Genomic DNA, 23,062 nt, shown 5'->3' with positions numbered 1-23,062 from the left:
CCACACCAAAAGGAGAATATACAAAAAAAGCTGCCGCTTCGTTTCTGCGGCAACCTTATTATTCTTTAGCTCATCTAGACGGATTGGGAAGGGTCAGTGCTTCCGCCCAAGCTTGCAACTTTGCCTTTGTCCATCCTTCGTTTTCACCCATGATGGAGTACCGTAAGCCATTCTCACTCCATGATATGTTCCGAATGCTCTTCATATATGAACCCTCGGTGTTACGAACCTTAATCTCGGCTTCATCCGGTATTAGTGTATCGTCCACATTTTCTTCCGGCATCTTGAATACCGTCAGGCTGACTTCTACCTTGTCGTTACTTACATAATACAAGGTTACTTCATCTCTGCTCAGCTCACCGCGCGATGTAGACATTTCGATCCGTGATAGTTCGAATTCTCCACTCATGTCCTGTAGGAACGGCTGTTCCAACGCTTTTTCCGCTTCCTCTAGGGTCACTTCGGAATTCTGCATCATATCGGTCAAGTCCTTCACATCGACCTCCTTAGGGATGTCAATTACGAAAGTATCCTTTGTGAATTCAGGGTCATACTGAATCGGATCATAGACCATTTCTGATTTTCCATCCCCATACGCGCTGTTTACTTTGACAATCATCCACGTTTTGGGATCTACCCAATACTCTGAAGATATGGAGAATGCGCCTTCTTCTTTTGGTGTCAATTCAATATGAATGACGTCCTGTCCATGAAGTTTCTCCTGTCCCATCATATTCACATCATGCGTAGTACGTAACCGCTCTAGTTGATCGAGCAATATTTGCTTCTGGGTTTGATTAGGTTGTTGTGACACGGATGATGCATCCATGGAATATGCTGCCCCTGTTTCTTTTTCATATATGATGATCTTCTTTCCATTATTAACTGCGTAACTGACATTGCCATTCTCTGATGTTTCCGTGCGCTTTCGTCCGGTTTCACCATCTACCCATTCCTTAATTTGCATCGTGTTAGTCAGCTTGTCATCCGCCCATATCTTCATCACACCTTCCGCATAATACGAGGCGGGTTCTGTTTCTGCTGAGACAACCTTCTCAATCATCTCATCTCCTGACATAGACAGCATATCCTTCTCCGCGCAACCTCCAAGCAGGGCGCCTGCCAACACAGCAGTACCCAGCATCATCCATCCTTTTTTCATCATCTTATCCACCCTCTCTGCGTTTACATTCTCCATGTTCAGGCAATCGGCATACTGCCAGCGTTCCATATCCTTCGTATGACCACATGCGCATATCCCCTCCGTGCTTTATTGCAACCCGTTTGGCTATACTCAATCCCAATCCCGAACCACCTGCATATGTCTTCTCCTCCTGATTCTGGTGTTGAACATAGGGTTCGAAGATACGAATGAGCTGTTCTTCAGGAATAGCAGGACCTTCGTTTTGTACTATGATCAATGTTGCTCCCGCCCTGTAGTTATCCAATTCAGCTCTAAGCGAAGGAATAATCCATTCAGGAAGCTCCCAATCTGAAGCAATAACCCCTAGTCCTATTACACCGTTCGTCCTTGTGTGGCGTAGTGCATTATTTATCAGATTATCTGTCAGGCGCATCAGTTGTTCGGGATGAACTCGGTACAGTTGATCTGTGCGGACATCCATCTTCACGTCAATCTGACCACGCTCGGCAAGTCCCTCATAGCTCCCAAGCAGCATATCAAAAAACTCTTCACCTTCCACCTTAACCATGGCCATCTCCGATTCACTGGAACCCAACGCCGTATACATCTCAAGTTCACTAATCATCTGTTTCATCCGCTCCACATTTCCGAGCAGCACATCCTGATATTCCTGCCTTTCAAGGCGTTTCAGTTGACGATCACCGTTAAGTACTTCCGTATAGGCACTAATGGACATCAACGGTGTTTTCAGATCATGGGATAACGAGGCGATCATGAGCTCTTTTTCTTTTTGCTCCCTCTCCACATCGGCCTGAGTATGTCTGATCTTGTCTTGCATTGCATCAAACTGTTGGAGCAAGATGCCCATTTCATCATGACGAACAGGTACCACATCCGTAGCAGCCTCTCCCCGTGCAAAAGCATCCATTCGTTCTATGAGATATTTCATCGGCCGAAAGAGCTTTCGGGATAGCAACCACAGCACTGTTCCGTATAACAGAATAAAGAAAGTAGCAGCGAGACCCATGACCCAGGTAGTCCGCAAGGATATGCCTTCCAGCCAATCTCCACGCAGCATGACGATTTCGTAAATGCCGACCAACTCACCCTTTTCCCATACGGGTTTCTTCAACGAGAATGTACGATGACGAATCTGTAAGTTGTACAAATTACGATACAGCTCCGCCCCCCCAACGGTGTAAGCTCCAGCAGACCATGTACTCCCCTCTGATGTGTACACCCGAATCCCTGTTGGTAAATACAGAGCAAAGTTCACCCGACCATTCTCCAATTCAGAGAGTGCAGCGAAAGCATCAGGCGAGTGCAGCTGGTACAGTCCCGGGTCAGATAAAGCCAGTTCAATAGGAGCCAATTGTCCGGACAACTCCACATATTCCGTTACGGCACGCTGATCATTGTAATAGTTATACAGGGAGTACAGCGCCCACCCAGCAGCGACAGGCAACAGCATTACAATGAGGAAGGCAAGCATTAACCAGTACTTCAACTTCATTCCTCAGGCTCCCCCACGAACCGGTAACCACTGCCCCACACCGTCTGAATCCAGCGTGGATGATGGGGCTCGTCACCAAGCTTGGCCCGAAGGCTCTTCACATGAACTGTGACTGTACTCGAGTTCCCCGCCTCTGGCTGACTCCAGACATGTTCATACAGTTCCGCCTTGGTAAACACCCGGCCCGGATGAGAAGCAAGCAGTATGAGCAAAGCCCATTCCTTGTTGGTTAGTGCCACATGTTCTCCATGAACCTGTGCGCGCTGATTCAAATAATCAATCGATAACCCATCGTTATACTGTCTATCTGTCGAATCCGGCTCCACGCCCTGATATCTGCGGTACCTATTCAGATGAGATTTAATGCGAGCTGTAAGTTCCGTTAGACTGAAGGGCTTCGTAATATAATCGTCAGCTCCCAGCCCAAGCCCCCTGACTTTGCTCTCTTCCTCGATTCGAGCACTCATCATGAGCAGCGGAACATCGCTGATCAGTCTAATGTTTTTGCATACCGTGAACCCATCCATTTCCGGCAGCATCAGATCCAACAAGACTAATTGATAGGTTCCCTCCCTAAAGTCTTCCCAGCTCTCCAAACCGCTTGATGCCCAAGTTACCCCATAACCCTCATGACGTAGATGATCTCTCAAAATACGGGCAATCTCCGGATCATCCTCCACCAGCAATATATTTTCGCTGTCTCTCATCGCTGCTTCATCCTCCCATGACTATATTGTAGCTAAGAAAAGTTGACTCTCCTCAGAGTTTATACTTTCTTCATAAATGTCCATTAAGATCGTTATCTAATGCATGCAAAAAGAGCACCCCGATTGTTCAGGACGCCCAGGTAATATTCACAATCTTAATCCTAAGTTATAGCTCCTAGAAAAGGAAACACCTCATAACTCATAGAAGATGCTCTCGTTCTGTACATAGGGTCTACAATACTTACTGCACAGCTTCGGCATGCGATCTTTCATCCATTCGTGCCTCGACTCATTCGCCATCTGAAAAGCATAATAACCCAGTGTAAAGATCAACATGAACCCTTCCATCAATCGAATATCACGATCCGTCAGTGGTGCGATCTGTTGGGTATAACCGGATAAAAATATGTCACGTTCCTCCCGATTGAACATAAGTGCTGCCCCTCCGGCATCAAAAAGATAATAACCATAACCGTGTAGACAAAAATCAATCATGGAAATCCCCTGCTCCGTTATCAGCAGATTGTTGCGAGTAATATCCCCATGAATGATCCCCCATGTCCCTGCGTAATGCGGGTATGTTTCTAACTGCTCATTAATGTTCTCAAACGTCTCACGAAGCAGATCAAAGTCTTCCGTTGTAAAAATCCCCAGTCGGACACCTTCCTCTAGCTGCCCTAGCATGACCAAGTTCTCATGGCTATTGCCATATGCCGGCCGCACCTTTGTTCGATCTGTCTGATTCTGCTCACGCCCATATTGATGAAGCATCTGCAGTTGTGCCCCCAGATCATAGATCTGCTCTGTTGTCAGGCGTTCTCCCTGCTGGATGTCCCTTCCCTCAATCCACTCCAGTACCGTACAACAAATCTCTTTCCCTGCCTCACTTGTCCATAGCGTGACCCATTCACCCGATGCATTGCGTACCGGATGTTGCACGCGCAATGCTGTCGTTGCATTTAACTCATGAAGCAGATTCATCTCTGCCTCCAGCGCAGAAAGCGTATGCTGAATGCCTGTCATACTTGCATATGCGGCTTGGTGTATCCGTAGCAGATACTTCTGCCCGCTTGCTTCATCAACGACATGATATGTCAGATTCTCATTATGACGAATATATGAAACGACAGGTTTCTCAATAGTGTAGTTCTGTATAATCTGAGCTGCCATATGGTCGTAAGACATCTGATCCGTAGTGATTATCAACATCTCCTTCGAAGTCATGTAAACGTTCTCTTCACACTAAATATCGTAGCATAATGTTTATCCCGCATACAGAAAATCCCACTAAAATTATAAATTAAAAAAGCACAACCCCCGAACAACCGTCCAGGCACTGTGCTTTCTTTTGTCTCTATTATTTCTCTATCTCTCTGTCTATTGCTCTATGTTACACTCCATGATCCAATTAACCAAAACGACCCATAATGTATTCTTGCGTCAGACGATTGTCCGGGTTCGTGAAAATATGCTCTGTATCCCCGTGCTCAATCATGCTTCCCAGATAGAAATAAGCTGTGTAATCCGAGATGCGTGCCGCCTGCTGCATGTTATGGGTAACAATAACAATCCGTAGCTCCTTCTTGAGCTCGGTAATCAACTCTTCAACTTTACCCGTAGATACCGGGTCAAGTGCAGATGCCGGCTCATCGAGCAGCAGGATCTGTGGTTCAACAGACAAAGCGCGAGCGATACATAGGCGCTGCTGTTGTCCGCCAGAGAGAGACAGAGCTGATTCATGCAGTCTGTCTTTTACTTCGTCCCAGAGCGCAGCACGACGCAAGCTTTTTTCCACAATTTCATCCAGTGCCTTCTTACTCTTCGTACCACGGTAGCGGGGGCCAAACGCGATATTGTTGTAGATGGACTTATGAAAAGGATTTGGCTTCTGCCACACCATGCCAATCTTCTGGCGAAGCTTGATTACATCGGTTCCAGGCTCATTCAGATCGTTACCGTCCATCCAGATATGTCCCTCTGTACGGGAACCGGCAATCTCGTCGTTCATCCGGTTGAGTGACCGGAGGAACGTGGATTTACCGCAACCAGACGGCCCAATAAGAGCCGTTACGCTTGCTTCAGGAAACGTCAGGCTAATCTGCTTGACCGCCTGGAAATGTCCATAATATATGCTTAACTGTTCCGTACCAAAAGGTATGGCCATGTTGGTTCCTCCTTATTTCGAAGCTGTCATGCGGCGGAATACAACCCGACCGATCCAGCGTGCACTTAGATTGAACGCCAGCACGAGAATGACAAGCACGGCGGATGCCCCTGCTGCCACTTCTTTGGAATCTGGCCCAATACCTTCACTATTTACTTTCCAGATATGGACAGCAAGTGTCTCTGCCGGACGGAAAGGATTAAGAGGTGATCTTGGACTCGTCGGATTCCAATCTGTAAAGTCCAATGGTGGACTACTCATACCTGCGGTGAACATCAGCGCGGCTGCTTCACCGAAGATCCGGCCCGATGCCAGGATCGTACCCGTAATCAAGCTCGGCAATGCCACAGGTAGCAGAATCGAAGTGATAATCTTCCACTTGGACAGTCCAAGCGCCAGACCTGCTTCTTTCTGTTCCTTCGGAACGGCACGGAAGGCCTGCTCCGTAGTACGCACCATCAGTGGCAAGTTAAAGATCGCCAGAGCCAAGGCACCCGAGATCAGGGAGAAACCAAGACCAAATTGATTTACTAGCAGCAAGAGACCAAACAAACCGATAACGATGGATGGGAATGATGACAATACTTCAACGACCAGACGAATGAAGCTGGTAATCTTGCCTGGTTTGGCGTATTCCGCCATGTAAATCCCGCCGCCCCATCCGAGTGGAATGGTAACAAGCAGGGTCAGAACAAGCAAGAATACGGAGTTGAAGAGCTGTGGACCAATCCCGCCGCCACCCTTAAGCAACTGTGGTGCACTTGTAAGGAAGTTCCAGCTAATATGTCCAATGCCTCTATACATGATGAAGCCAAGCAGACCGAGCAATAGAATAACAATGAACAGGGCTAGTACAACGATAACGGATGTTGCAATTTTATCTACCGTCTTTGCCTTCATTTTCATACCCGGTTTCTCCTTTCAAGCAGGCGAACCAGAATGACGAAGACAAATGTCATCACCAACAGGACAAGCGCCATACTCCACAGTGCATTGTTATGAACAGAACCCATCGTGGTGTTACCCATGCTGAGTGTAATTACACTTGTTAATGTTGAAGCTGATTCGAGCAAGGATGTTGGAACATGCGGTGCATTACCAATAACCATCTGCACTGCAAGTGCCTCACCAAAAGCACGGGCCATACCCAAAACGACACCTGTCAACAAAGCTGGCAAAGTCGTTGGGATAATGACACGGTAGATGGTTTGCCAGCGAGTGGCACCCAGTGCGTAGGAGGATTCACGCAATCCTTTTGGCAACGCGGACAATGCATCCGCCATAATACTTGTTACCGTAGGAAGAATCATTACCGCGAGAACAAGACATCCGGCTGCAATCCCGACGCCTGTTCCACCAAAGATACTGCGAAGCAAAGGTACGATGACACTCAGACCGATAAATCCGTATACAACGGATGGAATTCCGGACAAGAGCTCAATCGCAGGCTGCAAGATCTTTTTGCCTTTACCCGGGACAATCTCTGTCATGAAGAGCGCTGCACACAGGCCAAGCGGACTTGCGATCAATGCTGCAAGCAAGGTTGTAATGAAAGAACCTGTGATGAACGGTAATGCCCCGTAGAACGCAGGTTCTCCGGTCGGATTCCACGTTTTTCCACCAAGGAATTCGCTGATGCTTATTCCATTTTGGAAAAATGTGGACAGTCCCTTGGACGCTACAAAATAAACAATGGAAAACATGACAACGATCAGGAAAACGACACAAATCGACGTATAGATCCGTCCCGTCCACTCTTCCCAATAATGTTTCTCTTTTAAGGGCCGGCGCGGTTTCAACTTGTTATTCATTACCGTTCCCCCTTCGGTCTGTTCCATAACAACCATCCTTCTATAGTAGAATTAATGCAAAATATGGGATTATTTTAGAGCAAACCGCGTAAAGAGGCGGGACCTAAGTCCGCCTCTTTCGCTGTATGCGCAAGTTCAAAGATTACTCAACCACATTACCTGCTGCATCGCGTTTTACTTTCATACCTGACATTGGAATGTATCCCAGTTCTGTCACGTCATTTTGTTGAATTTCGTCACTCAAGATGTAGTCCAGGAATGCTTGTGTTGCTGCATCTGGCTTACCTTTCGTGTACATGTGCTCGTAAGCCCACACTGGATAAGTTCCTGCTTCTACGTTCTCAACTGTTGCTTCTACACCTTCGTATTTCAACACTTGCAAGCTGTCATCCAAGTAAGACAAGGCGAGGTAACCAATAGCACCTGGCGTTTCAGATACCAATTTTTTTACGTTACCAGAAGAATCTTCTTGAATCGAACCTTGGATATCACCCATTTTTGCACCCAATGCATACTTCTCAAAAGTTGCACGAGTACCGGAACTGCTCGGACGGTTTACAATAACGATTGCTTTATCCGCGCCGCCAACGTCTTTCCAGTTCGTTACTTTACCGGAGAAGATGTCGATCAGTTGTTGCTTCGTCAAATCTTCTACACCTGAATCTTTGTTGCTAACTGGCGCCATAGCTACTACTGCTACTTGATGATCAACCAGTTCTTTTACTTTGGCTTCGTCCTCCAGTTTCTCTTCTGCAAATACATCAGAGTTACCGATTGTAGCTTGTCCGTCAGATACTTGTGTCAAACCAGTACCACTACCGCCACCTTGAACTTGAACCGTTACGTTCTTATATTCATCAACTGCCATAAATTTCTGTCCAGCTTGTTCTACCAGAGGTAGCAATGCTGTCGATCCGACTGCCAGAATGTTACCGCTAAGCTCAGTAGCAGCTTCTCCTGATCCATTGCTTGCGGCACCCTCTGTACCAGCGTCATTTTTCGATCCGCATGCTGCGAGTACCAGTACGAACGTTAAGGTCATCAAAATAAACGGCAACTTTTTAAACATGTTTTGTTTTCCTCCCCCAATGTAGTGATGGCGTTTTGTGAATTTGTTTGTTCACCATCAACTCTTTACTCATTGTAGTTTCGGTATGTCATCTTAAAATCAGTGTTTTGTAAACGCAATGTTAAAAATATCGGCTGTATATTGAAAATCATCTGAGACAAGTTGCGCTGAAGTGGCCGCTTCGGGAACGGACGTTGTTTCAATCGCTGTTATCCCCGGATTTATATGATTTACTTTTTTCAAGGAATACATCCGGGGATAAAGGCGAACGCTTCGCTTTTCCACAATCGTTCCGTTCCCTGCGCTGTGCTCGTTGGATCTCAGGCATTTCAATCTCCTGCCTGGGGAGTAGGCAAAAAAGGCCAGCCCTATAAAAGGCTGGCCTTGTGTAAATACTTAATGTAGATATTGAATCAATCCGTTATATAGAACAAACAAAAACTGCCTCACAGTCAGTGCATGGCACCAGCTGGTTAGAGAATTTATGCAGATTTCATAGTTGTTAAGGCTTTTTTATCTGACGGGTCGCTTGAATTACTTTTTGGTTGATATACAGGTTTCTTTAACAATCCAATCATACAAGCTGTAATGATGGAACCAACTAAAATACAGACAATATACAATAATGGATTACTTGCCGCAATGGGAATAACAAAGATTCCACCGTGAGGAGCTTGTAACGAAATACCTAGAGCCATGCTCATTCCTCCACCAATCGCTGCACCTACAATATTGGATGGAATAACTCGCAAGGGATCATTTGCGGCAAAAGGAATCGCGGCTTCTGTAATAAACGACGCACCCATAATATAAGCGGCTTTGCCTGCATTACGTTCTTCGATTGAAAATTTATTCTTAAATAATGTTGTGGCTAATGCAATACCCAGTGGCGGAACCATACCTCCAACCATCAGAGCAGCAGAAGGTTCAAAGATTTGATTGGCGAACATTGCCAGTCCAAATGCAGATGCTGTTTTGTTAATCGGCCCTCCCATATCAGATGCCATCATTCCTGCCAGAAGTGCTCCTAATAAAATAGCATTAGAACCTGTTAAACCATTTAGCCAACCTTGTAACGACTCATTGATCCAAGCCATCGGACTGTTGATGACAAAATACATAATCAAGGCGGTTATAAATGAACCTACTAATGGCAAGATCAGCACAGGTGACAGGCTTTGCAGTGAGTCAGGAATGCCTTTGACTAATTTTTTCAGAGCTATGATCGTATAACCGGCGATAAATCCAGCCAGCATACCTCCCAAAAAGCCGGAACCTCCAATAGTCGCCAGCATACCTCCAATCATACCAGGTGCCAATCCTGGACGGTCAGCAATACTATACGCAATATACCCTGCTAATACAGGAACCATCAATGCAAAAGCAGCACTACCCCCTGCTGTACTTAAAAAAGCGGCGAAAGCATTATAGTCCGGGCTATTTGGGTCAGCCGCATGAATACCAAACATAAACGAAAGCGCAATCAATATACCGCCTGCCACTACAAAAGGAATCATAAAGGATACACCATTCATAATATGGCTGTATATTTTAGGCTGCTTTAAACGTGTTTTTTCTTTTGCTTCTTTAAGATTACTGTTGCCTTGATTCAAAACGACACCTTTTCCAGCAATCGCATCTTCAATTAACTCTTGTGCATGATGGACTCCATTTTTGACAGAGGTTTTGATCACTGGACGATCGCCAAAAACATCCATATCGACTTTGACATCTGCCGCCACAATAATACCATCAGCTTCAGCAATATCTTCAGGAGTCAATTGATTTCCAACACCTGTTGATCCATTGGTTTGCACTTTAATGTGTACACCGAGTTCCTTGGCCGCATTTTTCAATGCTTCCGCGGCCATAAACGTATGGGCAATTCCTGTAGGACAGCCTGTAACTCCAACCACTTTTTTGCCAGCATGCTTTTTAGGACGTTGAAGTGCCTGCGCATCTTGCTCTTCTGCCTGTTCAAATAAACGGACAATCTCTTCTTGATCTCGAGCAAGGATAAGTTTCGCTCTAAATAGTTCATCCATCAAAAAGGTCGAAATTTTGGATAATGTTTGCAAATGCTCTGATGAAGAGCTTTGATCGACTGCAATCATAAAAAATAAATTACATGATTCGGTACTATATTCAATACCGCTTAATGATCTGCCCATAATAATGGCAGGGGACTGCACTCCAGTAGACTTGGCATGTGGAATGGCTATTCCGAATCCCACTTCTGTAGGAACCTGTTCTTCACGTGCCCAGATATCTTTTTTAAATTGCTCAATATCGCTTAAATAGCCGTTATCGTTTAACTTTTGCGACAATTCATCTATTAATTCGGCTTTGGTCGTAGCGGTGACATCTAATATGATATTTTCTGGTTTTAAGACATTAGAAATCTTCATGATGGATCTCTCCTCTTAAATTTCTCCCAGTTTATAAAGGGATGCTTTACCCGTAGAACCGAACAGATCCATTTTTTTCTTCACCAGTTCTGTTGCCGCTTTGGTCGCCTCAGGCATCAGTTGATCCGGTTCATATGCTTTCGGATTTGCATCGAGTGTCGCTCTTAATTGGTTGTAGAATGCTCGCTTCATATCGGTTGATAAATTGATCTTCGCTATCCCATGCTTCACTGCTTCTCTAATCTCTTCATCAGGATTATCTGATCCACCATGCAGCACTAACGGAATTTTTACTTTTTCATGAATTTGTTTCAAACGATCGATTTTGATCGAATGATCTTTGGATTGAGGATAAATACCATGTGAAGTACCTACAGCGACAGCAAGTGTATCGATACCTGTTTGTTCTACAAAAATCGCCGCTTCTTCTGGATTCGTATACAGTATCTCGTCAGCCCCACCTTCCGAGCTGCCTTCATTACTCCCAATCGTACCTAGTTCACCTTCTACAGATACATCGACCAGATGAGCCAGTTCAACCGCTTCCTTGGTTGCCGCAATATTCTCCTCAAAAGGTAAATGAGATGCATCCATCATGACTGATGTATACCCATTGCGAATCGAACGCGTAATATCTTTGATCGTCGCTCCATGATCCAGATGAATAACAAACGGTACTTTGGACTTGGATGCCGCTTCTCGCACATAAGCTATAAACCCATCAGTGACTAGATCAATTTCATTCGGGTGAATCTGCATAATTGCAGGCGAATTCTGCTCCTCTGCGGCTGTAATGACCACTTTGACGAACTCGCTATTGGCTACATTAAATGATCCGACTGCAAATTTATTTTCATACGCTACTTTAAGTAAATCTTTCATATTAATTAACATTTGAATTCCTCCTAGATTTATTTGGAAGACCAGACTTCCAAAAATTCATCGTAATTGGTGATATGGAGTAGTTTTTCTGTCATATTGGTCTGTTTAAACACATCGTAAATTTCTTCGAAAAATTTGGTGTTATTCACCTTCTGATTTTTCGGCGGAATAAACAGAAAAATGATCTGCGCCATCTGATCACCCCATAGCATTTTCTGCTTATTAATCGCTACCAGTACACGTAGTTTTTTGTTATCTCCACAATCAAATGGATGGGGCATCGCGACCAAATTCCCAATATTGGTACTCGACATTTTTTCTCTTTCCACAATACTGGTATATAAATGCTGAATATCGCCTAGTTCTGTAAGTTTTTTTAACAAATCAATTGGATTGTCTTCATTTAGGAAAAAAACATCATCTGGTGATAAATAATATTTGAGTAGTCCACGATTTAACTGAATCGAAATATTCTTCATATCATCACTTGTAATCATTTCACTTACCAGAATGATATTTTGTAAATTTAACTGCTGTTGTTCGGCAATCTCGCTCGTTGTGATAATCGTTTCAATTCCTTCGGGAAGAAGATGTATTTCATGATTAGCTAATAGACTATCGATTCTAATATTCGGAAAATAGAGATTAATCTTACGCTCCAATAGCTTGCCGACTAATAGATTTTTGCCATAAATAATTGCAATCCGTTTTCTGTTATCTTGAGAGTTCTCAATAATGCCCATAATGTGTAACGTCAAGTAACCGATTTCATTTTCGGGTATTTTGATATTTAAGCAAAATTGCAATTCTTTTGCCAACACAACTGCGACATTATAAGCATGGGTATATTCTGATTTTATTTGAGCAATAAAAGGATTTTCGACAGGGAAATAATACTTTAATGGGTATAATGATTTGGTAATATGAGCTAATAATCGATCAAGTAACTCTTGGTTTTTGTAGCTAATGAATCCATATTGCTCTCCAACTTTTTGGATCACTGATTTGATTTTTTGTTCCATTTCATTCACGTGTTCATGCCCGATTTCTTCATTCTTTTTAGGTAAGATCTGCAATGCGATCAGCAGGTAACCTAAATACTGATACTCATATTCATCAAAAGGGATATCCATTTCTTGAGCCAGACGGATCAGAATAGATTGGGCTATTTTTAATTCTTCAAAGCTTGTATGATCCAACCTCATATCCTGTTCAGTTATTTTTTGTGCAAGACTTACTCGTTTAAGACTGATCAAAACATTCACACAGATCGAGAATAATTCTTGAAAACTTAGCAATAAATTATACTTGGCAACCTCTTCTTCAATACAAGCGTAGATAAAATGAATAGAAGATTCGTTGAACCAATCGCCAAAATAGTATTGCAGTGCTTCGTCTATCGGCATGTGTTTGAGACAATCGGTAGTGACTAGTTTTTTGAGCAAAATCCGCTTCTCAACTTCGCTTCCTTTAAGCCGGATACCTTGGAAAATAATCGCTTCAATTTCAATGTTCTGCTTTTCTGCTTGAATCGTTTGCACTAATTTTTGCACGTCTTTTCGGATCGTTTGAGTCGAAAAATAAAGCGTTCTAGCCAGATCCTCATACGTAATAAAATCAGTCTGCGATAACAGTGCTTTGATAATATGAAACGCTCTTTCTTCGTCATCATCTTCATTTTTATACAGGCTGGATAAATCCCCGACTAACTTGTATCCTTTGCGAGTATTACCAATAATCATTGCTTTATCTAAATAATTTTCATTTATTTCTTTGATGTCATTGCGAATCGTTCTAGTCGTTACATTAAATAGATTAGCTAATTCGCTTCCACTCACAAAATCATGCTCAGATTGTTTTAAATGCTCTAATAGCTTAATGTAACGTTTTCTCATTTGGCTTTCCTCCTTACACACATACTAATGCAAGCGCTTTATATCCACCAAGCCTATACTCTTTCCTAATAGTTAGGAAGTGATCGTGTATTCGTTTATGATACCCACTTTTTTAAAATTCTAAGTTAGTATTCTATTTAAGAATCGTTTGGGAAGGAAAACAGAACACAAAAAAACCAACCTTCTAAAAAGGTTGGTTTGTGTGTATAGTACCACTACATCCATGACAATAAACGCGATCCCTACAAACACTACCTACACTAGGCCCTTAACGGTTTGTTCTGGTTCCAAATGTAATTACGATTGTACTAACCTAAAATCCAGAGCCACAGCGCCAATCCGGCCAACGTGATCAACAGTGTCGGGATCGTCAGGATGATACCTGCTTTGAAATAATACCCCCATGTGATCTTCACACCTTTACGAGATAAAACGTGCAGCCACAGCAATGTGGCAAGTGATCCAATCGGGGTCATTTTGGGACCCAGGTCGGAACCGATGACATTGGCATAGATCAATGCTTCCTGAATGATACCTTCGGTATGTGCGCCCTGGATGGCTAGCAGGTTAATCAACACGGTCGGCAGGTTGTTCATCACCGATGATAATACAGCAGCGATGATGCCCATCCCAAGCGAAGCAGCCAGCAGACCATGCTCTGCTATGGCATCCAGCCAGCGGCTCAGATGATCCGTTAACCCTGCATTACGCAGTCCATATACGACGATATACATGCCTACCGAGAACACCACAATCGACCATGGCGCTTCCTTAATTACCCGTTTCAGATCAACAGCCTCACTCTTGCGTGCCAACAAAGCGAACAGCAACGCAACAGAGCCAACGATAACCGACACGGGAATCGGCAGAAACTCACTAGATGCATAAGCCACGAGTAACAGCCCAAGCATGAACCAGGCGATTCGGAACATCCGTGGATCACGGATCGCTTCCTTCGGGTCACGTGCCGCGGAGATGTCGTAGCGAAGGGGTATGCTTTTGCGATAGAACAAAAACAACATCCCCGTACTCGCTACGATGGAGAACAGATTGGGCACAACCATGCGTACCGCATACTCCACAAATGTAATGCCAAAGAAATCAGCAGACACAATGTTAACCAAATTGCTGACGACCAGCGGCAACGATGTAGTATCCGCGATAAATCCACTCGCCATCACAAAAGCCAGTACCATGCGCTCATCAAACTTCAATGCACGCACCATCGCGAGCACAATTGGCGTGAGAATGAGCGCTGCACCATCATTTGCGAACAAGGCAGACACTGCGGCTCCCAGCAGAATGGAGTAGAAAAACAGTCTGCGACCGTCTCCTCCAGCCAGCCTTGCCATATGCAGGGCAGCCCATTCGAAAAAACCCGTCTCGTCGAGAATGAGAGAAATCATAATAATGCCAACAAAGGCCAGCGTTGCATTCCATACAATGGATGCCACATCCGAGGCATCGTTTAAGCTGACAACTCCACATAGCAGAGCAAGCAATGCCCCACCAGAGGCAGTCCAACCGATACCCAATCCACGAGGTTGCCAGATCACCAAGGTGATCGTCACTACAAAAATCAGTATTGCTACGTATACCATAGAGCCTCCTGCTGTACCCTGTATCAATATATTATTTCGTTAATTCGATCTTGTTTTGTAAGATTACACCGCTATACGCGCAGAATAACCAGACGATATATTTATACAGGGCTACAGGAACATTGTCTATCTTTATTTTCTTCTATTATAAAAAGTGTGGTAAATTATGGCGTTCCAATGTTAGATTTTATTCTTTGCCCTTATCCTTCGGCGTATCCTCTACCATCTTGAACATGCCAAGCAACCCTTGTAATTGTTCCGCCATGCTATTCAGATGTGCCGAGGATGATGCAATCTCTTCTACCGATGCCAGTTGTTCTTGCGAAGATGCCGACACGGATTCTGTATTCGCAGCCGATTCCTGGGTCACATTCGAAATATCACTCATCGCCTTGGCAACGTGGGATGCACCGCTCTCCAGTTGCTTCGTTGTTGCGGACAAGTCATCCAATGTATGAACAGCATCTTCCACCGCCTCCCGAATCTGAGCAAAGGATTGTCCTGACGTATTCACGGCCTGAATTCCTTCTCCTACCCGAGTCTGAGCCGCATTCATAGCGATTAGAGCGGCATCCATGTCCTTACGGATATTATGAACCACCTCACCGATCTGCGCTGCCGAACTTCCGGATTCTTCTGCCAGTTTACGTACTTCTCCCGCTACGACGGCAAACCCACGACCCGCATCCCCCGCTCTTGCCGCTTCAATGGAAGCATTCAATGCGAGCAAGTTCGTTTGTTTGGAGATGGAAGCAATGACATCAACCATGCTGCCGATCTCTACCGAACGGGCATTCAGAGACTGAACCACCGTTCCCAGCTGCTCCACCGTTTCCTGGATACTGTTCATCTGCACCACAGCCTGTCCTGCTGCCTCATTACCAGAAGTAGCTGCTCCGGACGTATTCCGCATATTCGCCGTAATCGATTGCACACGCTCCGACATCATTCGAACATCTTCTGCCATTCGGCTCATCTGTCCCGATCCGTCTTTCACGCTGTTTACCTGCTGCTCTGCACCTTCAGCCAGTTCCTGAATGGCCTGTGTTGAATGTTCAATCGCTTTGGTGGTTTGTTCTGCACTGGCAGACAACTCTTGAGAAGAAGCTGATACCTGTTCTGTCGTTTCCTGTACACCAAGAATCATCATTCGAAGGTTATCGACCATACGTTCAAAATACTTCGCAAGTTCTCCCACTTCATCTTTACGTCCTGTTTCCATTTTCACGGTCAAGTCACCTTTACTCACGGCTCTGGCAGATTCCTGCAGTCGTTTAATTGGACGCAGCATGGAGCGTGTAAACCAGATAATAAAGAGGAGCGTAAGGAACGTAGCCGCCAGAATAACAATAAATGTGGCCATGCGAATATCCTTACTCGCATTGGTTATTTCACTCTTGAACATCGTGCCGGCAATTTTCCAGCCCGTTGCTTCATTTGTTGAAAAAATCATCATCTTCGGCTGATCGTTGTACACGTAATCGAATTGACCTTCTTGACTCTGATACATCTCATCAAGGGTGCCGCTCGTTTCCGGCGTACCTGCATCTGCTACAGGGGATACGACATAGTTTTTGTTTGCATCCATAATAATGACGTAGCCTTCTTTGCCCACCTTAATGGATGCCTGCTCTTGCAGGTCTGTCAGGTCCAGAGATAAACCGATGACACCGGATTGATCCTTTAATGTTTTGGAGATAAACACAACTGCAACACCATCGGTATTAACAGACACCGCTGATACAACAGCTGTACCTGGCTTTTCCATCGCTAGTTTGTACCACTCCCGCTCCCTAGGATCATAAGCATCTCCCCGTGTGCTGCTCGCTGTTGGTTTACCTCGAACCATGACTCCGTCTGTTGTTCCTACAAAAATATTCATGGCATCGGGATGCAAGCCCAGATATTGCTCCAGTTTCAACTGAAGCTCGGGACTATCGTTCTCCCCTTTGATCAGGCTCGGATCAAGAGCATCCGCGAAATAGTTAATGTCATGAATCTTGTAATTCACTTGGCTTTCTACAATGGTATTGGCAGTGCTCACACTTTGCATGGCACTATCCACTAATTGTCCTTGTACGCCATCTTCAGCCATCGTTAGTGTGATTAAGCCGACTGCCAAGCTTGGCAGGAGTAGAACGGCCAGGAAGGAGACCAATAGTTTGTTCCTTATATTCCAGACGAAACCTTTCTTTTTCTTCTTTTTATTTTGACTATGTTTTGGTTTGGCAGGTTTCGCTGCTTTCATTGGTTTATTATCCTGAGTTTCACTCATGTCTTTCTCCCCCTCAAAATGTAAAAATGCCCTCTTTCTTTGTATGTATGGATCAATCTAAAAGGCTTATCTTATATATCGGCTAAATGAGGGTATTTATTTGAGAGAAAAATGTGCAGGCACGCCAAACAAGCCACCTCTGATCAGAAGCGACTTGTACAAGGTACAGGTTACTAATTATTCCATGATTTAGATGAAGTATTAGAGTAAGGACCGCCTGGGGGTTGCGCCGAGGGTTTACCAAAATAGTAGCCCTGTGCAAGCTCAATACCTATGGAACGACAGAATTCAAACTCTTCCATCCGTTCGATCCCCTCGGCAAGGACTTGCCCTCCAAATCGACTCGACATCTCAACAATATGAAGAATTTTCTCTTGTTTGGTCGAATCCTGATCACAACGGTCAATAAGACTTCGATCTATTTTGACAAAATCCGGTTCTAACCGATTCATCAACTCTATTGTCGAATATCCGGCACCCACATCATCCAGTGCAACCGACATTCCACGGGAACGATATACCTCAAATATTTGCTGCAAGATGGGCATATGCTGAATCTGCTCTGTTTCCACGACTTCAAACACAAAATCTTTAGGGTCCAGCGAAAGGCGTTCAATCGCTTCAAACGTATGTGTCAGACAATATTCGGGATTGTATATGGAGGAAGGCAGGAAATTGACGAAGCGTTTGACACCATGCGGCAGAAAAAGGGCACTGGTCTCAATAGCAGTAATACGCGCCAATCGATCCAGAAAAGAATGTAGTCCGGTCTCACGCGCAACTTCAAATAATTCATAGGAACTGAAGGATTTTCCATTCTCAGCAGGACGAAGCAAAAACTCATATCCGATAATCTGCTCCGATGCATCAACGATGGGTTGCATATGACTGCTGAATTGATGCTCCAGAATAATGGAAACAAGCTCCGCATGTTTGAAACGGGACTCCTGCATGGTTAGACTAATCCAGCTTTCTTCATTAGCCTGTTCGTAAATAGGCAGAATCTGAACGGTTAGGGAATCACGTAATGTCGGATCAATTTCGCCGATCTCTTTTATTAAATTCTGAACCGTCTCAAGATTCGAAAAATCCATCCACATCATGTCATCCGACGTCTCGATAAGTCTTCCCGGCGTTTGTAGCGCTTCCAGCAAAGCGGGGGAAATGGGACGCAAGTACAAGGTACCTTGGCCCTCTATAGGATAGATTGGACTGCAGCCACTGCAATTCATGTAGGACCCCCCTTGCCAATTTAGATTCCATGTCCATTAATGTTCACTTGTATATACCCAAAGTTTGTAAATATTATATCATGGGTCTTAAAATTAATCTCTACTGTTTTGATGACTTCCTGTATGACGGTTCTTGGAACAAATATATTCAAATTTACAGAAAAAAAGACCGACAGTCTGATGACTGTCGGTCCCCCTCAACTTATTAAACTTTAAGAAGCGGGAATCACGATTTTCTGTCCAACTTTCAGGTTGTGTTCATTTGAGATTTGGTTAGCTGTCGCAAGCTTGCGCCAGTCCACACCATATTTTAAGCCGATACGGTACAAGTTATCGCCTTTTTTCACCACATATACCACTTTGCCGCCCGCTGGTTTCTCAGGCTGTGGCTTGGTCGTTGGTTTGGTTGGAGTAGTCGGCTCCGTAGGTTTAGTTGGCTTTGTAGGCGTAGGAGCAGGCTCCGTACCTGGTTTCGGAGTTGTTGTTGCTTCTCCAGTTAATTTCATGCCGTATTCAGCAAAACCATCATCATTTGTACCAATGAAAGACATCGCCGGGTTTGCTTCAACCAGATCTTTTGCATCCGGGGAAGAAGCAAACACAACTTCAAGATCGTTCAGCGCTGCTGCGGTTAACCCAGCAGATGGCTTAATTGGTGCCAGGGACCAGTTGCCGTCCGCTGCCGGATTAATCGTTTTATTCTCACGGATGTAGTCGATGATCACTTGACGGTTCTCATCCGGTGCAGCCAGAACGATACGTTTACCGTCCGGGTTAGCCAGCTTGGACGAAGAAGCACGGTAGTTATTTGTCGCTACGATGAATTTTTGCGCTGGGTCAATCGGTTTACCGTTAAAACTCAGATCCTTGATCCGGCTTGCCGATGCATTTACAACGGTTGCTTTGCCGTCATACTTGGCTGGTTGTGTCACATCAATCTGATACGTTACACCATCGATAACATCGAAGTTGTACGTTGGGAAGTCATTGTTGATCAGTTGTTGTTGTCCACCTTTAGCCGGGTCGATCTGGTTGAACTGGCCTGCAGACCATTCCAGCCATTCTTTCAGTTCTGCGCCGTTAACCATTACAGCATGTACCGTATTTGGATATACGTACAGGTCAGCAACGTTTTTGATCGCAATGGTGCCTTTAGGGATATTCGTGTAATACGAAGCGCCTGAACGTCCACCGGCTTTGAATGGTGCACCTGCGGACAATACAGGGATTTTCTCATATTCCGTACCTTGCATATGTTTTTCGACATACCATTTCTGTGCATTCGTTACGATCTGAATGGATGGATCATCCTGAACCAGAGCGAAGAAGCTGTTGATAGGTGCAGTCGTTTCGCCCACCGGACCACGAACATACTCCAATGTACCTTCATGCTCTTCATGAACCGCATCAATGATGTCCTGATCCGCATCTACCAGTGGCTTTTTGTTGGCTGTGTCATAGATTGGGCGTGCTTCCGTTTTGGAATCGACCACTTTCCATTTGCCATCCACTTGTTCTAGATCCAGGTCGATGATACCAAGATGATCACCCCAGAACCCTGGCTCTACAGCAGGAACGCCATTAATGGTGCCCTTCTCCAGGTCTACCCCTTTTTTGCCGGCAAAATCAGCACTCGGGAACACTTTGTGGGCATGTCCAAACAGAATGGCATTAATGCCTTCAACTTGGCTCAAATACAGAACGGAGTTCTCCATCAGATCTGTTTGAGGAATTTCCTCAAATCCGGAGTGAGGGATAGCTACAATAATGTCGGCACCTTTGGCTTTCATTTCAGGAATGAATTTTTTCGCGGTAGCAATAATATCCTTGGCGATTACTTTGCCTTCAAGGTTAGCGCTATCCCATTGCATGATTTGTGGCGGTACAAATCCGATCACACCTACTTTGATCGTATGTTCTTTGCCAGTCTCATCCGTTACTTTTTTATCCAAAATCTCATATGGTGTGAAATAGTTCTTGTCATTTGTCTCATCATCATCACCATCGTCTACATAGACATTGGCATTAATGTAAGGGAAGTTTGCTCCCTCCAGCGTCATGTCCAAGAAGTCCAGACCATAGTTGAATTCATGGTTACCGATGTTACCTGCATCATAATCGAGCAGATTCATCGCTTTATATACAGGGTGAGTCTCACCCTTTTTCAGTGGATCAATTTTCGCAGAGTAGTCTCCCAGCGGATTCCCCTGAATCAGATCCCCATTATCAAACAGCAGGCTATTCTTCGCCTCGTCACGGGCTTTCTTAATCAGTGTAGCTGTTTTGGCGAGTCCATACTGGTCTGTCTCTTTGTCGGAATAGTAGTCATAGTTAACCAGGTTGGTATGAATGTCTGTGGTTTCCATGATCCGCAGTTTAACTTTGGCAGCATCTGCAGCCGATACAGGTACCGGAAACACCGCAAGCACGTTTAATGCAACCAAAGCGGCAGTCAGGCTTGATAATACTTTTTTACTCGTTTTCAAAATAACCCCTCCCGGTTATGTACATTGAATCATGCATTAATGGGCAAACGAAGAGCGCAGAAAAAAGATAGATTTCATGGGTTGTGCGTACTGACGCTCTGATGACATGCATCGGAATTTCAGGTAAGTTTATCTCACATGAACATCTATTTATGTCTGTGCTTGTCGTTTACATTCCAAATCATAACGCAATGTTCAGTCATTGAAAAGCATTATTTTTTACATTACCCGCACATACCTAGGCAAGTTTACATTATCATGCGTGATTTCGACATTTTTTTCAACATTTTAGTAGGTATTTAGTGCTTATTATCTTTAAAATACGTATATTACATGTGTCTTACATGTATATCCAATTCAGCGTTATTCATCCATACCAAAAACCGTGAAACCTTAATGGCTTTCACGGTTGGATTAAACTCTGCGCGTATTTTCGCATAAGGACGCTACTTTGCAGAGGTTATGTTCATATTCGGATTATTGTTCCCACACATGATGTTCATGATCTTTCCCCGTGTATTCAATACGAGTCGGGGTAATGTCCAGAATGACATAGTTTGGATCATTAGGTCCATCGAACCACGCCTTCAATTCGTCGTTCCACACTTGCTCACGCAAGCCTTCGTTCTTTGTCACTTCACAGGTTCCTTCGATCTCAACCACTTCTTTGGAACCACCAGCCTCATAACCAAGTAGCAGGCTAACATTCGGATTATTCTCCAGTTCCTCTACTTTGTGTGTACGGCGGTTCGTTGCCAGATGAATATTCAGTCCATCGTTGAAAAGCGCCATATAGCGGGATTTTGGTTTACCATTCTCCACAGTCGAGAAGCTGCAAAAAGGGTTGTTTTCCAATGCTTTTACAATGTTTTGTTCCAATTCAGTCTGGTTCATGGGAAGTGCTCCTTTCGGTTTGGGGGATATTTGAAGAACTCTTGTAGGCGGCCGTTGCGGGTACGGATCGTTCTTTGGATCGCTGTTATCCCCGGATTTTTTTGATTCCCTTTTCTCAAAGGGAAAATCCGGTGATAAAGGCGAACGCTTTGCTTCCTCAGAATCGATTCCGTCCCCTCCACTACGTCTACTGTTCTTCCAATTTGAGGAGTGGGTAAGCTAAAGTTCAAACAGAAACCTGTACTTAACTTTGCAGGTTTCGTTTCTTTAGGTTTTATCCGCTCCGTTGCTGTGTATAAGTACAGTCAACTTACGTTAGGTGTAATAAGCCTGTACTTATAGTGTACCCACCTCACCTATGGTGAATCCATGAACCGATACGCTAACGTGACAAAATTGGAAAAGTTCTTTATAAAAATGTTTACATAAAAGGGTTAGCACGATATTTCTTCATGGCTAATTTAATTCAGATCTCCAAGATAGATTGAAGAAGAGCCTGATTTAAGAAGCAATTCGCCAATTGTTTTTGGATATAAACGAATGTTGGACAGGTCTTCAAGTGCAATCCATTCCACGGCGACTTGGTGGTCATCTGGATTGGAGCCTTCAAAAACGGTTGCCTCCGGATCGAACAAGCTGCACGCAAAATAAAATTCAACCTGATGGATATCTGCATCCCACTCGGCGAATTCATGATTTTTTCCGATATACTCCCGGATATGTAACAGCTCTCCCACATTCACGGCCTGACCGATCTCCTCCAAACATTCGCGCGCGACCGCATCCTTGAGTTCTTCACCTTTCTCCTGTCCTCCACCTGGGAACACATAAGCGGTACCATATTGGTCTTCCAGCCGGATGACCAGCAATCGTCCATCCTGTACAATGACAGCTTTCGCCGAGTTGCGTATGGGTTTCATTCTGTTGATCCACTCCTTGTCATTCTAAAATTTCAAAGTTCAATCCGAACAACCTGATACT

General features: G+C 44.4%; 17 protein-coding genes. All 17 read right to left on the bottom strand.

Translation table 11 applies throughout. The annotated features are described in order from the left end of the window. Positions 1–70: 70 nt before the first annotated feature. Entirely contained in the window at positions 71–1,231 is a 1,161-nt protein-coding gene (locus tag MKY95_RS02540; protein WP_127547824.1) for a hypothetical protein, read from the bottom strand. Then, a complete protein-coding gene (locus MKY95_RS02535) occupies positions 1,167–2,657 on the bottom strand; it encodes a HAMP domain-containing sensor histidine kinase (protein ID WP_339196724.1) in 1,491 nt (496 codons plus the stop codon). The genes MKY95_RS02540 and MKY95_RS02535 overlap by 65 nt, the downstream gene beginning before the upstream one ends. After that, positions 2,654–3,364, bottom strand: coding sequence for a response regulator transcription factor (locus MKY95_RS02530; protein WP_047840351.1), 711 nt, complete (start codon positions 3,362–3,364; stop codon positions 2,654–2,656). The genes MKY95_RS02535 and MKY95_RS02530 overlap by 4 nt, the downstream gene beginning before the upstream one ends. A gap of 192 nt (positions 3,365–3,556) precedes the next feature. Further along, complete coding sequence (locus tag MKY95_RS02525; protein WP_339196721.1) at positions 3,557–4,573, bottom strand: phosphotransferase; 1,017 nt, start codon at positions 4,571–4,573, stop codon at positions 3,557–3,559. A gap of 199 nt (positions 4,574–4,772) precedes the next feature. Further along, positions 4,773–5,528, bottom strand: a complete 756-nt coding sequence (pstB, locus tag MKY95_RS02520; RefSeq protein WP_036616781.1) for a phosphate ABC transporter ATP-binding protein PstB — start codon at positions 5,526–5,528, stop codon at positions 4,773–4,775. Between the two features lie 12 nt (positions 5,529–5,540). After that, entirely contained in the window at positions 5,541–6,428 is an 888-nt protein-coding gene (gene pstA, locus MKY95_RS02515) for a phosphate ABC transporter permease PstA (protein WP_036616846.1), read from the bottom strand. Positions 6,429–6,430: 2 nt separating this feature from the next. Further along, positions 6,431–7,339, bottom strand: a complete 909-nt coding sequence (gene pstC / locus MKY95_RS02510) for a phosphate ABC transporter permease subunit PstC (protein WP_100528178.1) — start codon at positions 7,337–7,339, stop codon at positions 6,431–6,433. A 142-nt stretch (positions 7,340–7,481) separates the two neighbouring features. Beyond that, positions 7,482–8,408, bottom strand: a complete 927-nt coding sequence (locus MKY95_RS02505) for a phosphate ABC transporter substrate-binding protein (protein ID WP_339196717.1) — start codon at positions 8,406–8,408, stop codon at positions 7,482–7,484. A 482-nt stretch (positions 8,409–8,890) separates the two neighbouring features. Further along, the gene (locus MKY95_RS02500; protein WP_047840353.1) at positions 8,891–10,816 is read right to left on the bottom strand and encodes a PTS fructose transporter subunit IIABC; all 1,926 of its coding nucleotides are present in this window, start codon (positions 10,814–10,816) and stop codon (positions 8,891–8,893) included. 15 nt (positions 10,817–10,831) lie between these two features. Then, positions 10,832–11,710 (bottom strand): ketose-bisphosphate aldolase, encoded by an 879-nt coding sequence (locus MKY95_RS02495; protein ID WP_036616777.1) that lies wholly within the window; start codon positions 11,708–11,710, stop codon positions 10,832–10,834. Between the two features lie 17 nt (positions 11,711–11,727). Further along, positions 11,728–13,593 (bottom strand): PRD domain-containing protein, encoded by a 1,866-nt coding sequence (locus tag MKY95_RS02490; protein WP_339196712.1) that lies wholly within the window; start codon positions 13,591–13,593, stop codon positions 11,728–11,730. 308 nt (positions 13,594–13,901) lie between these two features. After that, on the bottom strand, positions 13,902–15,194 hold the full coding sequence (locus tag MKY95_RS02485; RefSeq protein WP_047840355.1) for an arsenic transporter: 1,293 nt from the start codon (positions 15,192–15,194) through the stop codon (positions 13,902–13,904). Between the two features lie 187 nt (positions 15,195–15,381). Continuing rightward, complete coding sequence (locus MKY95_RS02480) at positions 15,382–17,469, bottom strand: methyl-accepting chemotaxis protein (RefSeq protein ID WP_339196708.1); 2,088 nt, start codon at positions 17,467–17,469, stop codon at positions 15,382–15,384. A gap of 173 nt (positions 17,470–17,642) precedes the next feature. Further along, complete coding sequence (locus MKY95_RS02475) at positions 17,643–18,701, bottom strand: EAL domain-containing protein (protein ID WP_076329747.1); 1,059 nt, start codon at positions 18,699–18,701, stop codon at positions 17,643–17,645. Positions 18,702–18,913: 212 nt separating this feature from the next. Next, positions 18,914–21,187 (bottom strand): bifunctional 2',3'-cyclic-nucleotide 2'-phosphodiesterase/3'-nucleotidase, encoded by a 2,274-nt coding sequence (locus MKY95_RS02470; RefSeq protein ID WP_339196704.1) that lies wholly within the window; start codon positions 21,185–21,187, stop codon positions 18,914–18,916. Positions 21,188–21,664: 477 nt separating this feature from the next. Next, positions 21,665–22,081, bottom strand: a complete 417-nt coding sequence (locus MKY95_RS02465; protein WP_074093246.1) for a pyridoxamine 5'-phosphate oxidase family protein — start codon at positions 22,079–22,081, stop codon at positions 21,665–21,667. Between the two features lie 461 nt (positions 22,082–22,542). Next, a complete protein-coding gene (locus tag MKY95_RS02460; RefSeq protein ID WP_076319514.1) occupies positions 22,543–23,001 on the bottom strand; it encodes an NUDIX domain-containing protein in 459 nt (152 codons plus the stop codon). Between the last annotated feature and the right edge of the window lie 61 nt (positions 23,002–23,062).

The organism is Paenibacillus sp. FSL P4-0176 (assembly GCF_037975265.1).
Lineage (GTDB): Bacteria > Bacillota > Bacilli > Paenibacillales > Paenibacillaceae > Paenibacillus > Paenibacillus amylolyticus.
This window is presented reverse-complemented; position numbering and strand designations above follow the sequence as displayed.

What these genes read in the sequence shown, in the direction of transcription:
- MKY95_RS02495 (WP_036616777.1), bottom strand. Translation starts at nt 11,710, where the DNA reads ATGTTAATTAATATGAAAGATTTACTTAAAGTAGCGTATGAAAATAAA.
- MKY95_RS02485 (WP_047840355.1), bottom strand. Translation starts at nt 15,194, where the DNA reads ATGGTATACGTAGCAATACTGATTTTTGTAGTGACGATCACCTTGGTG.
- MKY95_RS02480 (WP_339196708.1), bottom strand. Translation starts at nt 17,469, where the DNA reads ATGAGTGAAACTCAGGATAATAAACCAATGAAAGCAGCGAAACCTGCC.
- MKY95_RS02505 (WP_339196717.1), bottom strand. Translation starts at nt 8,408, where the DNA reads ATGTTTAAAAAGTTGCCGTTTATTTTGATGACCTTAACGTTCGTACTG.
- MKY95_RS02500 (WP_047840353.1), bottom strand. Translation starts at nt 10,816, where the DNA reads ATGAAGATTTCTAATGTCTTAAAACCAGAAAATATCATATTAGATGTC.
- MKY95_RS02465 (WP_074093246.1), bottom strand. Translation starts at nt 22,081, where the DNA reads ATGAACCAGACTGAATTGGAACAAAACATTGTAAAAGCATTGGAAAAC.
- MKY95_RS02535 (WP_339196724.1), bottom strand. Translation starts at nt 2,657, where the DNA reads ATGAAGTTGAAGTACTGGTTAATGCTTGCCTTCCTCATTGTAATGCTG.
- MKY95_RS02525 (WP_339196721.1), bottom strand. Translation starts at nt 4,573, where the DNA reads ATGTTGATAATCACTACGGATCAGATGTCTTACGACCATATGGCAGCT.
- MKY95_RS02475 (WP_076329747.1), bottom strand. Translation starts at nt 18,701, where the DNA reads ATGAATTGCAGTGGCTGCAGTCCAATCTATCCTATAGAGGGCCAAGGT.
- pstC (WP_100528178.1), bottom strand. Translation starts at nt 7,339, where the DNA reads ATGAATAACAAGTTGAAACCGCGCCGGCCCTTAAAAGAGAAACATTAT.
- MKY95_RS02530 (WP_047840351.1), bottom strand. Translation starts at nt 3,364, where the DNA reads ATGAGAGACAGCGAAAATATATTGCTGGTGGAGGATGATCCGGAGATT.
- pstA (WP_036616846.1), bottom strand. Translation starts at nt 6,428, where the DNA reads ATGAAGGCAAAGACGGTAGATAAAATTGCAACATCCGTTATCGTTGTA.
- MKY95_RS02460 (WP_076319514.1), bottom strand. Translation starts at nt 23,001, where the DNA reads ATGAAACCCATACGCAACTCGGCGAAAGCTGTCATTGTACAGGATGGA.
- MKY95_RS02490 (WP_339196712.1), bottom strand. Translation starts at nt 13,593, where the DNA reads ATGAGAAAACGTTACATTAAGCTATTAGAGCATTTAAAACAATCTGAG.
- MKY95_RS02540 (WP_127547824.1), bottom strand. Translation starts at nt 1,231, where the DNA reads ATGGAACGCTGGCAGTATGCCGATTGCCTGAACATGGAGAATGTAAAC.
- pstB (WP_036616781.1), bottom strand. Translation starts at nt 5,528, where the DNA reads ATGGCCATACCTTTTGGTACGGAACAGTTAAGCATATATTATGGACAT.